The following is a 12,522-nucleotide window of genomic DNA, read 5'->3' on the forward strand; positions in this document are numbered from 1 at the left end:
GAGGAGGATGACATGTTCAGTATTCTGAACGACATTAAATATTGGGGAAATGATTTCTGGCTGATTCATCCTGATTTTAGTCCAAGCAATCTGGAGGCCAGTGCAGCCGTGAGTTTTCAGAACACGATCGCACAGCTGGCAACGAATTTGTACAACAATGCGTCTTTAACGATCGCGCCTATCCTCGACGCGATCGGCAGTGCAGGCGGGCTGCGGATCGGGCTGTCACCGGACTATCCCGCCGCTTGGATACCGGAGAATTTCAGAAATAATTTCAATGCGTCGTACATGCTGTTCGATCCATCGGTGAATTTCCTCGCCTTCGACGAGACCGGTCGGTCATTCTCCGTGGAAACGAGGGTCGTCTTCGCCCACGAACTCTCCCATTCGACCGGTCGCCTCGACGTGGCCTCCGATCTGCCGAACGGCGCCACGAGCGATGCTCTGATGAATACGGCCACCTTCGACCATGTCGGCGACAACCTCCGCTACGAGCATCAGGTCAGCGACGAACTGGGCATATCGACGAAGCGGCTATCCTACCTCGGCACTTTCCGCGAAGGCGATTCCCGGTTCGCCGATTACGATCTGACCGAGTCCTTCTCGAACGATCAGATCGTCTCCATCGTGCGCCTCGGCGATCAGGCGACTTCGCAGATCGATAACGACATCGACTTCTCCGCTTATACCTCCAACCCGGACGTGCTCGCCTTCGGCTTTACGGGCGACGACACGATGAAGGGTTCGGGCGGGACCGATCATTTTTGGGGAGGCACCGGGCACGACGAACTTCGCGGCAACGGCGGCGCCGATCGGTTGCATGGCGAGGCGGGCGACGATCGCCTCTACGGTGGTGACGGCAGCGATCATCTCTACGGCGGTGAGGGGCAGGACGTCCTGCGTGGCGAGGGCGGGGACGACACGATCTACGTCGACGATTACGACGGCGGCGACACGATCCGTGGTGGCGACGGATACGATACGGTCGATTACAGCCGAAGCAACCATATCGAGATCGTTCGGGGGAGCGGCAGCACGCTGCTAGGCGACGCGACCGACAACTCCGCAACGGGCGACCTTCTCGACGGCATCGAGCGCATCATCGGCTCGGCCTACAGCGACATCATCTACGCCAACGATGCAGGCATGACGCTTGATGGCGGTGAGGCCGGCGACGAATTGCACGGCGGCGCCGGCGCGGATCATCTCATCGGCGGCGAGGGTTCCGATCTGCTGTACGGCGGTGCGGGCGACGATACGTTCGTCGTCGAGGACGATTCACTTGTGGACGGTGGTGACGGCGACGACGTGATCTATGCCGTCAACGCGGGCGAGCTGTATGGCGGTGCCGGATCGGACACGATCGTCGCGACGAACGCCAGCCGGATCGGCGGCGGCACCGGCGACGACGTCATCAATGTGACCGGATCGTACAGCTCGGTCGGTCTCGAGACGGGGGATGGGTATGACATCGTCAATGTGGCCTCGCCTAATTCGGAATTGATCTTGGCATCGTCGATCGCGAAGTCGGCGTGGTCGGTAGTGGTGGACCTCTATGAATGGACCGCCGATTTCATTAGCGGCGACCCGGACGTGTCATGGTGGACGGTCGACGGCCACGTCGTCATGACCAACGGCCCGGACCAAATCAGGTTCAACAACCTGCAATTCAGCGTCCGGACCAACACCGATCTACCGTTCGACGTGTCGTTGATCGTCGAGGTGACCAACTACTATCTCCAATATGCAGCCGATTACAATTCCTATTATGAACCACTGATTGGTTACGAAAATCCGAACGGTTACACTACGTTCGCAGACTTCGGTGTGGTTTGATCGCGATTGATCGCCAGTTTCCTTAAAGCGGGCCGACGAGACGACATGGTGCGGTTTTCACTCGCCGTCCGTCCCTACTCCCCATGCCACGGCACCGACGCGTGCCGGTCGCGCAGCACCTGCGCCATCCGCCGCCCCGCGTCCGGATCGGTCTCGCGCAGCAGCGCCAGCGTGGACAGGATCAGCTCGGGATCGTCGTGCCACCCGCGCAGCTCCGCCGCCAGCCAGCGCAGCCAGTCCGCCGCATCCACCGCGCGCGGGGCGGGATCGAAGCCGAGCCGCGGGTGCGCGGGCGGCGACACCTCCCAGCGCCACGCCGCGGCCAGCACGTCGTGCGCGGGCTGGAGCGCGTGGAGCGCGCCCGGCTCGGGCCAGTCCTCCGCCGGACGGCCCGCGATGCGGCACGCGTTGCGGTAATGCTGCTCGCCCGTGGCGACGATCAGCGCGAGTGCGGCGGCGGTCACGTCGCGCTGGCGCCACGCCAGCGCGGTGTCGTCACCGTCGAACTGATCGAACACGAGCATCCGCCATCCCCTCCCGCCGGTACCGCGCTTAGCCCAATCTTCACGTCCCGCCGATAGCCCCGGCGGCGATGCCGCACGCCTTCGTCACGATCGATACCGAATTCGCGTGGCGACACCACGTCGCCGGGTGGGATGCCGCCGCGATCCACGCCCGCTCGGTCGAGCCGGCGGGCGTCGGCCTGTCGGCGCAGCTGGCGCTGCTGGCGCGCCACGGGCTGAAGGCGACCTTCTTCGTCGATCCGATGCCCGCGCTGGTCCACGGCATCGACTGGGTGCGGCGGATGGTGGAGCCGGTGCTGGCGGCGGGGCAGGAGGTGCAGCTGCACCTCCACGCGCAATGGGCCGGCGCCTGCGCGCACGACCGCACGCGTCACGCGCGGTTCGAGCTGACCGAGTATAGCGCGGTGGAGCAGCGCGCCCTGCTGGCGCGCGCCGCCGCGCTGCTGGCGGACGCGGGCGCGCCGCCGCCGGTCGCCTTCCGCGCCGGCAGCTACGGCGCGAACGACGATACGCTGGCGGCGCTCGCCTCGCTCGGCATCGCCTACGACAGCAGCCACAACGGCTGCCACGCGCCCTGGCCCAGCGCCATCGGCCTGCCCGCGGCGCGGATCGCGCCGGTGGTGCGGCGCGGCGTGGTGGAGGTGCCGGTGACGCTGGTCGAGGACCGGCCCGGCCAGTGGCGGCACATGCAGGTGTGTGCGCTCTCCGCCGCGGAGATGCGCGCCGCGCTCGACCATGCGGTCGCCGCCGGCCATGCCGCGGTGACGATCGTCGGCCACAGCTTCGAGCTCGCCAATCGTGCCGGCACCGCGCCCAACCGCGTCCACCTGCGCCGGTTCGAGGCGCTGTGCGCGATGCTGGCGGCGCGGCGCGACATGCTGCCCACCGCGCATTTCGCCGATCGCCCGGCGCTGCCGCTCGGCCGCGACGATCGCGCGCTGGCGCCGAGCGCGCTGCGGCTGCGCTGGCGCCAGGCGGAGCAATTGTGGTCCACCTTGGTCGCCGAGCGCGTGGCGTGACGCTGCGCTTCCAAGTCGGCGCGCGCACGCTGGCGACGATCCCGCGGCGGCTGCGCCGCGTCGCGCTGTCGCTCGATCAGGCGCTGGCGGGCCACGTCCCCGCGCTGCCGCCGCTGGCGGACGCGCAGGGTTATCTCGTCACCTCGGTGCCCGACGGCGCGGCGCTCGACTGGCCCGGCCTCGCCTTCGTGCGCCAGCGCTACGATCGCCACTACGTCGATCTCTCCGCGGGGGAGGCGGCGTGGCGCGCGGGGCTGTCCGGCCAGGCGCGCGCGACGATGCGGCGCAAGGCGAGGAAGCTCGCCGCGGCGGGCGGCGGCGCGCTCGACATCCGCCGCTATCGCACCGCGGACGATCTCGCCGCCTTCCACCCGCCGGCACGCGCGGTGGCGCGGCTGACCTATCAGGAGCGGCTGCTCGGCTCCGCGCTGCCGGAGAATGCGGCGTTCCAGCACGGGCGCGAGGCGCGTGCCTGGCTGCTGTTCCTCCACGGCGCGCCGGTCGCCTATCTGTGGTGCGGCGCCGACGGCGACACGTTGCGCTACGATTACGTCGGCCACGATCCCGCGCACCACGCGCTGTCGCCGGGCAGCGTGCTGATGGAGGCGGCGCTGGTCGATCTCTTCGCGGATCGCTTCGCCCGCTTCGACTTCACCGAGGGGGAGGGCCAGCACAAGCGCACGCTGGCGAGCGGCGCGGTGGCGTGCCGCGACCTGATTCTGCTGCCGCCCACGCTGGCGAATCGCGCCGCGGTGGGCGCGGTCGGCGGCTTCGACGCGGCGATGCGTGCGGCAAAGGGCTGGGCCGAGCGCCCGATGCTGCGCGCGCTGGCGAGACGGGTGCGGCGATAGGCCTCGTCGTCCCTGCGCAGGCTGGGACCCATCGCTGTCTCGTCCTGACACGCAACTCACACGAGGCGCGCACCGCCCGCCCGTCCCGAGGTATCGCGACAGGCGACAGGCATGGACCCCTGCCTTCGCAGGAGCGACGCGGTATGAAGGCCTGATGCACCTCGTCGCCGACGCCATCGTCCTCTCCGTCCGCGCCCATGGCGAGCACGGCGCGATCGTGCGCGCGCTCACCCGCGAGGACGGCGTGCAGCCGGGATACGTGCGCGGCGGCCACGCGCGTCGGCTGCGCCCGGTGCTCCAGCCCGCGAACCTGGTACGTGCCGAATGGCGCGCGCGCACCGACGAGCAGCTCGCCGCGCTGACGGTGGAGCTGGTGCACAGCCGCGCGCCGCTGCATGCCGAGCCGCTCGCGGCGGCGGCGCTGGAGTGGCTGACCGCGCTGACCGCCGCGACCCTGCCGGAGGCGCAGCCCTATCCGCGGCTGCACGACGCGCTGGCGGCGACGCTGGACGCGGTGGAGGCGGCGCCGAGCGCGGCGGGATGGGCGGGGGCGCTCGCGCGCTACGAACTGCTGGTGCTGGCGGAACTGGGTTTCGGGCTCGACCTCTCCGCCTGTACCGTCACCGGCGCCACCGACGACCTCGCCTTCGTCAGTCCGCGCAGCGGTGCCGCGGTCAGCCGCGCGGGCGCCAGCGGGTACGAGGCACGGCTGCTGCCGCTGCCCGCGTTTCTCACCGCGGGCGGTGCGGCGGACTGGCGCGATACGCTCGCCGCGCTGGCGATCACCGGGCACTTTCTCGCGCGCGACATCATGACGGACCGGCGCCGCGAGGCGCTGGCCGCGCGCGAGCGGCTGGTGGCGCGATTGCAGCGGGCGGTTGCGTGAGCGCGCGCGCCGGGCCATGCGGCTGGCCATGACAAAGCTGATCGCGCTGCTCGCCGGGGACGGCATCGGACCCGAAGTGACCGGGGAGGCGCGCCGCGTGCTCGACGCGCTGGCGCTCGACCTCGCGTTCGAGGAAGCGGAGGTCGGGGGCGCCGCCTATCGCGCGCACGGCCACCCGCTGCCGCCGGAGACGGTGGCGCTGGCGCAGCGCGCCGACGCGGTGCTGTTCGGCGCGGTGGGCGACCCCGCCTTCGACGCGCTCGACCGCGCGCTGCGGCCCGAGCAGGCGATCCTGGGCCTGCGCAAGGCGCTGTCCACCTTCGCCAATCTGCGCCCGGCGAGGGGTTTCCCCGGGCTGGAGGAGGCGAGCACGCTGAAGCCGGAGATCGCGCGCGCCATCGACCTCGTCATCGTTCGCGAGCTGAACGGTGACGTCTATTTCGGCGACAAGGGCCGCCGTACCACAGACGCGGGGCTGCGCGAGGGGCACGACCTGATGCGCTACGACGAGGCGGAGGTGCGCCGCATCGCGCACGTCGGCTTCCGCACCGCGCGCACGCGCAGCGGCCGGCTTTGCTCGGTCGACAAGGCGAACGTGCTGGAAACCTCCCAGTTGTGGCGGGACGTGGTGATCGAGGTGGCGGCGGACTATGCGGACGTCGAGCTGACGCACATGTACGTCGACAATGCCGCGATGCAGCTGGTGCGCAATCCGGCTGCGTTCGACACGATCGTGACCGGCAACCTCTTCGGCGACATCCTGTCCGATCAGGCCAGCATGTGCGTCGGCTCGATCGGCATGCTGCCCTCCGCCTCGCTCGACGCCGACGGCAAGGGATTGTACGAGCCGATCCACGGCTCCGCGCCCGATATCGCGGGGCAGGGGAAGGCGAACCCGTGCGCCGCGATCCTCTCCGCCGCGATGATGCTGCGCCACTCGCTGGGCGAGGCGGCGGCGGCGGACCGGATCGAGGCGGCGGTGGCGACCGCGATCCGCGGCGGCATGCGCACGCCGGACCTCGGCGGCACCGCCACCACCCGGGCGATGGGCGACGCGGTGCTGGCGGCGCTCTGATCGCAGGCCCGCCCCCGGTGCTGGACCTCGCCCCGCTCGATCTGGCGATCGTCGTCCCGGTCTTCAACGAGCGCGAGAATGTCGCCACGCTGGTGGCGCGGCTCGACCGTGCGCTGGACGGCCTGGCGTGGGAGGCGATCTTCGTCGACGACGACAGTCCGGACGGCACCGCCGAGGCCGCGCGCGACCTGGCGCGGGTGGACCGCCGCGTCCGCGTGATCCAGCGCATCGGCCGGCGCGGCCTGTCGAGCGCCTGCATCGAGGGGATGTGCGCCACCGCCGCGCCGGTGGTGGCGGTGATCGACGGCGACCTCCAGCACGACGAGACGCTGCTCCCCGCCATGGTCCGCGCGCTCGCCGATCCCGCGCTCGACCTCGCCATCGGGTCGCGCTTCGTCGCCGGCGGCAGCACGGGGGAGTGGGACCGCGACCGCGTGGCCAAGTCCGCCCTTGCCACGCGCCTGTCGCGCTACGCGATGAAGACGGAGCTGAGCGACCCGATGAGCGGCTTCTTCGCGATCCGCAGCGCGGTGCTGCGCGACCTCGTCCCCCGGCTGGGCGGCATCGGGTTCAAGATCCTGCTCGACATCATGAGCGCTAGCCCGCGCCCGCTCGCCTTCGTCGAACTGCCCTACACCTTCCGCACGCGCGCCGCGGGGGAGAGCAAGCTCGACCACGTGGTCGCGATGGAATATCTGATCGCGCTCTACGACCGGCGGTTCGGCCGCGTCGTGCCGGTGCGCTTCGCGATGTTCTCCGCCATCGGCGCGATCGGTACCGGGGTGCACATGGGCGTCCTCAGCCTCGGCTACGTGCTTCTCGGCTGGCCGTTCCTGGCGTCGCAGATCGTCGCGACGGTGGCGGCGCTGACCTTCAACTTCTTCCTCAACAACGCGCTCACCTATCGCGACCGGCGGCTGCGCGGGTGGCGCGCGCTGGTCGACGGGTGGGTCTCGTTCGCGCTCGTCTGCTCCGTCGGCGCGGTCGCCAACGTCGGCGTGGCGGCGTTCCTGCACGACGTGCGGCAGGGCGCCTGGGCGGCGTCCGCGCTGCTTGGCGTGCTGGTGGGCGCGGTGTGGAACTACGCGCTGTCCTCGCGCTTCACCTGGGGCCGCTACCGCTAGTCACACCCAGCCGGGGAACCACGTCCATCGCCGGAACGCGCCCGCATCGGTCAGCGCCTGCCCGCTCAGCACCGGCAGGAAATAGAGCGTCAGCGCGAAGGCGGCGAGCAGGAACGCCTCGTCCCACGGGCGGGCGCGCCAGCGGTCGAACGCCACCGCGATCGCGACGCACAGGAACACGCTGGCCGGGTAGAAATAATAATAGAAGCCCAGCGACTTGGGGATGACGGCGAATTGCGCCACCGCCAGCGTGAAGAGGAGGGCCGGCGCCAGCAGCCGCGCCGCGCCCGTCTTCACCCAGCCATGGTAGAGCGCGGCCACCGCGGCGAGGCCGCCGTACATCACCACGGGGTTGCCGATCAGCAGGATGCCGCGCTGGGCCCCGTCCGCAGGCTCGTAGAGGTACCAGATCGGGCGCAGCAGCAGCGGCCACGTCCACCATGGCGACTGATAGGTGTGGTGCGGCAGGACCTGCCTCTGCCGAAGGTACATGTCCCATTGCAGCGGCAGCAGCGACTTCAGCGTGACGGCATCCTGCGCGTAGAAGAACGCCGGCAGGAACGTCGCGAAATAGGTCAGCACCGATACGCCGCCCAGCAGCGCCAGCGCGGGAACGATGCGCAGGTCCGACCAGCGCCGCGCATCCTCGCGCTTCAGATGGACGAAGGCGGCGGCGGCGAACGCCACGTAGGGCGCCGCCGCCCATTTGCACGCGGTGGCGAGGCCCAGCAGCACCGCCCCCGCGATCCACGCCGACCGCCCGCGCCGGCGCATCGACCAGCCCAGCACGACGATCGCCCAGGTGAGGAACGCGACCATGAACGTGTCCAGCATCGCGATCCGCGCCTGGACGTAGACGGTGAAGCCCAGCAGCGCGCACGCCGCCGCCACCAGCCCCGCGCGCATCCGCCCGGTCAGGAGGTGCGCCAGCGCGAAGACCCCGGCCACCGTGGCGCTGCCCGCCAGCGTCGACATGAAGCGCCATGCGAACGGCGTGTCGCCGAACAGCGCGATGCCGATCGCGATCAATTCCTTGCCCAGCGGCGGATGCTCGACGTTCGCCGGTCCGCTCAGCGCCAGCATCGCGCGCGCCGCGGGAAGATAATGGACCTCGTCGAAGACGGGCATGTGCGGCACGGACAGCCGCACGAGAAAGATCGCCTCTGCCGCGACCGCGAGGAGGAGGGCGACGAGCCAGGGCTTGCGGATCGTCTCGCTCACGTGCGGCTTGTGCGCGAGCGGCGGTTCGGGATCAAGCCGCGCCGCCGGCCCCACCGTCCTCCCCCTTGTCACCCCGCCCCCCGCGGGGCAAAGCGGCGCCATCATGAAGCGTCGTACCGGGCAGGACCGTTCGATCACCGCCACCTGGCGCCCCGCCACGCTCGCCGTGCGCGGCGGCACCGCGCGCAGCGAGTTCGGCGAGACCAGCGAGGCGATCTTCCTCACCTCCGGCTACAGCTACGATTGCGCGGGCGACGCCGCGGCGCGCTTCGCCGGCGAGCAGCAGGGGATGACCTATTCCCGGCTCCAGAACCCCACGGTGGAGATGCTGGAACACCGCATCGCCCTGCTGGAGGGGGCGGAGGCGTGCCGGACGATGGCCACCGGCATGGCGGCGATGACCGCGGTGCTGCTGTGCCAGTTGCAGCAGGGCGACCACGTCGTCGCCGGCCGCGCCGCGTTCGGCTCGTGCCGCTGGCTGGTCGACACGCTGCTGCCCAGGTTCGGCATTGCCACGACGACGGTCGACGCGCGCGATCCGCAGGCGTTCGCCGACGCGACCCGTGCGGAGACCAAGGTCTTCTTCTTCGAGACGCCGGCGAACCCGACGATGGACGTCGTCGACCTCAAGGCGGTGTGCGGCATCGCGCGCGAGCGCGGCATCCGCAGCGTCGTCGACAACGCCTTCGCCACTCCCGCGCTCCAGCGTCCGATGGACTTCGGCGCGGACGTGACCGCCTATTCGGCGACGAAGATGATGGACGGGCAGGGCCGGGTCCTCGCCGGGGCGGTGTGCGGGACGCAGGATTTCATCGACAACACGTTGCTGCCGTTCACGCGCAACACCGGCCCGACGCTGTCCGCCTTCAACGCCTGGGTCGTGCTGAAGGGACTGGAGACGCTGGACCTGCGCATCCGCCGCCAGTCGGACAACGCGCTGGAGGTCGGCCGCTTTCTCGAAGGCCGCGTGCCGCGCATCCTGCATCCCGGGCTGCCGAGCCATCCGCAGCACGACCTCGCCATGGCGCAGATGGCGGCCGCCGGGCCGATCTTCGCCTTCGAGGTGGAGGATCGCGCGCAGGCGCACGCGCTGCTCGACGCACTGGCGCTGATCGACATCTCGAACAACATCGGCGATTCGCGCTCGCTGATGACGCATCCCGCCTCCACCACCCATTATGGCGTCGCCGCGGAGGCGCGGGCGGAGATGGGCGTGACGGAGGGGCTGCTGCGCCTCAACATCGGGCTGGAGGATCCGCGCGACCTGATCGACGACCTCGACCAGGCGCTGCGGCAGGTCGGGCTGTGAGCGCCGCATGATCGAGGCCCTCTTCCCCGCGGCGGCGACGACCGGGGACGTGACGGTGCGCGTCTCGGCCAGCTACCTGCCCGAACAGTCGGAGCCCGAACGGGGGCGCTGGTTCTGGGCGTACCACATTCGCATCGAGAACGGCGGCGCGCGCACCGTCCAGCTGCTGACCCGCCACTGGATCATCACCGACGGGCGCGGCGCGCGGCACAGCGTGGAGGGCGAGGGCGTGGTCGGCGAGCAGCCGCTGATCGAGCCGGGCGCCAGCTACGACTACGTCTCCGGCTGCCCGCTCTCCACGCCCACCGGCGCGATGCAGGGCAGCTATCGCATGATCGGAGAGGACGGCCGGCTCTTCGACGTCGCCATCCCCCGCTTCGCCCTGTCCGCCCCCGCGGTGGCGGAGTGACGGGAAGCGCCCTCACCCTTCCGGCGCTGCGCGCCTCCCTCTCTCTCCCGTCGGGTGAGGGAAGGGGCCCGCTCGCGCAGCGAGTGGGAAGGGTGAGGGTGACCCGATGAAGCGCACCCACCTCCCGCTGAACGGCCTGCGCGTGCTCGACGCGGCGGCGCGGCACCTCAGCTTCACCCGCGCGGCGGACGAGCTGGCGGTGACGCCCGCCGCGGTCGGCCAGCAGATCCGCGCGCTGGAGGATACGCTGGGCGTCGTCCTGTTCCGTCGCACGACGCGCGGGCTGGAGCTGACGGCGGAGGGCGAGGGCGGGCTCGCCGCGCTGCGCGAGGGCTTTCTCCAGTTCGAGGAGGCGGTGCGCGCGATGCAGGCGGGGCAATCGTCCAAGTCGATCGCCATCGCCGCCCCGCGCGAAGTGATCGACAAGTGGTTGCTGCCGCGCCTGGCGGAGATCGCGACGGGGGAGGCCGACCTGCGCTTCTCGCTGGTCACCGCCGACGACGGGCTGGATTTCACCGAGGCGAACCTTGACCTCGCGATCCGCTGGGGCGAGGGGCCGGGCACGCTGGAGGGCGAGGCGATCGAAAGCGAGGGCTTCGTCACCGTCGCGCGGCCCGGCGGCGGCGCGGACGCCGCGATCGGCTGGCCCGGCGGTCCGGACGGCGACGGCACCGTGCGCGTCGGCGACGCCGGTCTCGCGATCGATGCCGCGGCGGCGGGGCTCGGCCGCGCGACCGTGCCCGAGCTGCTGGCCACGCGCGATATCGCCGCCGGCCGCGTGGCAGTCGTGGGCGAGGCGACGCCGTCGCGCTTCGGCTATTGGCTGGTCGCGCCGACGCCGCAGTGGCGGCAGAAGAAGGTGCAGGCGCTGGTGGAGGCGCTGGGCGGGTGACGCCGGTGCTGGCGACCGCGCGGCTCACCTTGCGACCGCGGTTGCCCGGCGATGCCGCGGCGCTGTTCCCGACGATGGCCGATCCCGCGGCGATGCGCTGGTGGTCGTACGCGCCCGTCGCCAGCATCGCCGAACTCGACGATCGCTTCGCGGGGGAAGCCGCGGGGTGGCGGCGTTGGATCGTCACCCGCTCGGGGGAAGATCGCGCGATCGGCCTGGTGGGCGCGGGCGAGAAGCGGCAGGGCGGCGTCACCGAGATCGGCTATCTGATCGCCACGGATGCCGGCGGACAGGGCTATGCGCGCGAGGCGGTAACCGCGGTGATCGACCGGCTGTTCGCCGAGGGGCAGCGCCGCGTCTGCGCCGATACCGATCCCGACAACGTGGCGTCGAACCGCCTGCTGGAGGCGCTCGGCTTCCGACGCGAGGGCCTGCTGCGCGGCGAGTGGGCAACGCATATCGGCGTGCGCGACAGCGTGATCTGGGGATTGCTGAGGGGGGATTGGCGATGCGGGTAGGATGGGCGCTGCTGGCCGGTGCGGCGCTGGCGAGCGGAGCGGGCGCGAGCACCTATGGCATGCCGCGGACGATCCGCTGCCCGGTGGGCGGCGAGACCTTCCAGTGGCCGACCCTTGCCAGCTACTCGCGCTGGGGGGCGCTCCCCGATGGGCAGCCGATCGGCTCCGCGCCGTTCCCGCTGCCGATCCCGCAATGTCCGAAGAACGGGCTGCCCGTCTACGACGATTTCGACAAGGCGGCGGTGGCGAAGCTGGCGCCGCTGGTCGCGAGCGCGGAGTTCAAGGCGCTGCGCGCCGCCGGCGAGACGCCGCGCTACCTCACGCAATGGCTCCAGCAGCGCATGGGCGCACCCGCGATCGATTCGGCCTGGGTGCTGTTGCAGGCGAGCTGGGAAGCGAAGAACCGCGACGATCCCGCGCGGGCGTCGCGGTACAACGCGGAATATGTCGCGCGCGCCGCGTCTCTGGCGGGCGATCCGCTTGCCGTCCACGGGATGGCGGCACGGCGGGTGAACGCCTTGCGCGAGCTCTCGCGCTTCGAGGAGGCAGAGGCGGCGCGCACCGCGCTCCTCGCCGTGCCCGTGACCGGGGAGGGCGACGAGCGCCGGGAGCGTGAGGGCTGGCACCGCTATCTCACATCGCTGGCCGCACCGATCGCGCGCCGCGACGCGGCACGCGCGCCGATCGACCTGCTCGGCCGGCGCGATCAGGCGTTCCGCTGCCTCGGCGCGGGACGGGAGGGCGAACCCCCGCTCACCGCCTTCGAGCGCGACCATTGCGCCACGCCGGAGCTGGTTCACGAGGTCGATGGACTGCGCAAGGTGCGCGAGGCGATGGACGCGGCGCGGAACTGACGCC

The 12,522-nt window shown here is 71.0% G+C and carries 13 protein-coding genes; 11 read left to right on the forward strand and 2 right to left on the reverse strand.

Annotated features, from left to right (window positions below; genetic code table 11):
- Positions 1-12 precede the first annotated feature (12 nt).
- Entirely contained in the window at positions 13-1,836 is a 1,824-nt protein-coding gene (locus HBH26_RS07080) for a calcium-binding protein (RefSeq protein ID WP_168133873.1), read from the forward strand.
- A gap of 74 nt (positions 1,837-1,910) precedes the next feature.
- Here the strand turns inward: HBH26_RS07080 and HBH26_RS07085 are convergent, their stop codons facing one another.
- Positions 1,911-2,360: a hypothetical protein gene (locus HBH26_RS07085; protein WP_168133874.1), complete on the reverse strand. Its 450-nt coding sequence runs from the start codon at positions 2,358-2,360 to the stop codon at positions 1,911-1,913.
- 68 nt (positions 2,361-2,428) lie between these two features.
- Between HBH26_RS07085 and HBH26_RS07090 the strand changes: the two genes are divergently transcribed.
- The 5 genes from HBH26_RS07090 (at position 2,429) to HBH26_RS07110 (ending at position 7,315) form a co-directional block, all read left to right on the forward strand.
- Positions 2,429-3,379, forward strand: coding sequence for a polysaccharide deacetylase family protein (locus HBH26_RS07090; RefSeq protein ID WP_168133875.1), 951 nt, complete (start codon positions 2,429-2,431; stop codon positions 3,377-3,379).
- Complete coding sequence (locus tag HBH26_RS07095; protein WP_338057285.1) at positions 3,376-4,230, forward strand: GNAT family N-acetyltransferase; 855 nt, start codon at positions 3,376-3,378, stop codon at positions 4,228-4,230. Before HBH26_RS07090 ends, HBH26_RS07095 begins: the two co-directional genes overlap by 4 nt.
- A 154-nt stretch (positions 4,231-4,384) precedes the next feature.
- Complete coding sequence (gene recO / locus HBH26_RS07100) at positions 4,385-5,116, forward strand: DNA repair protein RecO (RefSeq protein WP_168133877.1); 732 nt, start codon at positions 4,385-4,387, stop codon at positions 5,114-5,116.
- Between the two features lie 28 nt (positions 5,117-5,144).
- Positions 5,145-6,191 (forward strand): 3-isopropylmalate dehydrogenase, encoded by a 1,047-nt coding sequence (gene leuB, locus HBH26_RS07105; RefSeq protein WP_168133878.1) that lies wholly within the window; start codon positions 5,145-5,147, stop codon positions 6,189-6,191.
- A gap of 17 nt (positions 6,192-6,208) precedes the next feature.
- Complete coding sequence (locus tag HBH26_RS07110; RefSeq protein WP_338057286.1) at positions 6,209-7,315, forward strand: glycosyltransferase; 1,107 nt, start codon at positions 6,209-6,211, stop codon at positions 7,313-7,315.
- On the opposite strand, the gene HBH26_RS07115 is transcribed toward HBH26_RS07110, so the two are convergent.
- Entirely contained in the window at positions 7,316-8,536 is a 1,221-nt protein-coding gene (locus HBH26_RS07115; protein WP_338057287.1) for a glycosyltransferase family 39 protein, read from the reverse strand.
- A 103-nt stretch (positions 8,537-8,639) separates the two neighbouring features.
- On the opposite strand from HBH26_RS07115, the gene HBH26_RS07120 reads away from it, so the two are divergent.
- The 5 genes from HBH26_RS07120 to HBH26_RS07140 all read left to right on the forward strand — a co-directional run bounded on the left by HBH26_RS07120 (position 8,640) and on the right by HBH26_RS07140 (position 12,518).
- The gene (locus HBH26_RS07120; RefSeq protein WP_168133879.1) at positions 8,640-9,845 is read left to right on the forward strand and encodes a trans-sulfuration enzyme family protein; all 1,206 of its coding nucleotides are present in this window, start codon (positions 8,640-8,642) and stop codon (positions 9,843-9,845) included.
- Between the two features lie 10 nt (positions 9,846-9,855).
- Complete coding sequence (gene apaG, locus HBH26_RS07125) at positions 9,856-10,254, forward strand: Co2+/Mg2+ efflux protein ApaG (RefSeq protein ID WP_168133964.1); 399 nt, start codon at positions 9,856-9,858, stop codon at positions 10,252-10,254.
- 106 nt (positions 10,255-10,360) lie between these two features.
- Positions 10,361-11,146 carry a LysR family transcriptional regulator gene (locus HBH26_RS07130; protein WP_168133880.1) on the forward strand — a complete coding sequence of 262 codons (786 nt, stop codon included), beginning with the start codon at positions 10,361-10,363 and terminating at the stop codon, positions 11,144-11,146.
- Complete coding sequence (locus tag HBH26_RS07135; RefSeq protein ID WP_168133881.1) at positions 11,143-11,664, forward strand: GNAT family N-acetyltransferase; 522 nt, start codon at positions 11,143-11,145, stop codon at positions 11,662-11,664. Before HBH26_RS07130 ends, HBH26_RS07135 begins: the two co-directional genes overlap by 4 nt.
- Entirely contained in the window at positions 11,655-12,518 is an 864-nt protein-coding gene (locus tag HBH26_RS07140; protein ID WP_168133882.1) for a hypothetical protein, read from the forward strand. The genes HBH26_RS07135 and HBH26_RS07140 overlap by 10 nt, the downstream gene beginning before the upstream one ends.
- Positions 12,519-12,522: the final 4 nt, after the last annotated feature.

It is taken from the genome of Sphingomonas corticis, from assembly GCF_012035195.1.
Lineage (GTDB): Bacteria > Pseudomonadota > Alphaproteobacteria > Sphingomonadales > Sphingomonadaceae > Sphingomonas > Sphingomonas corticis.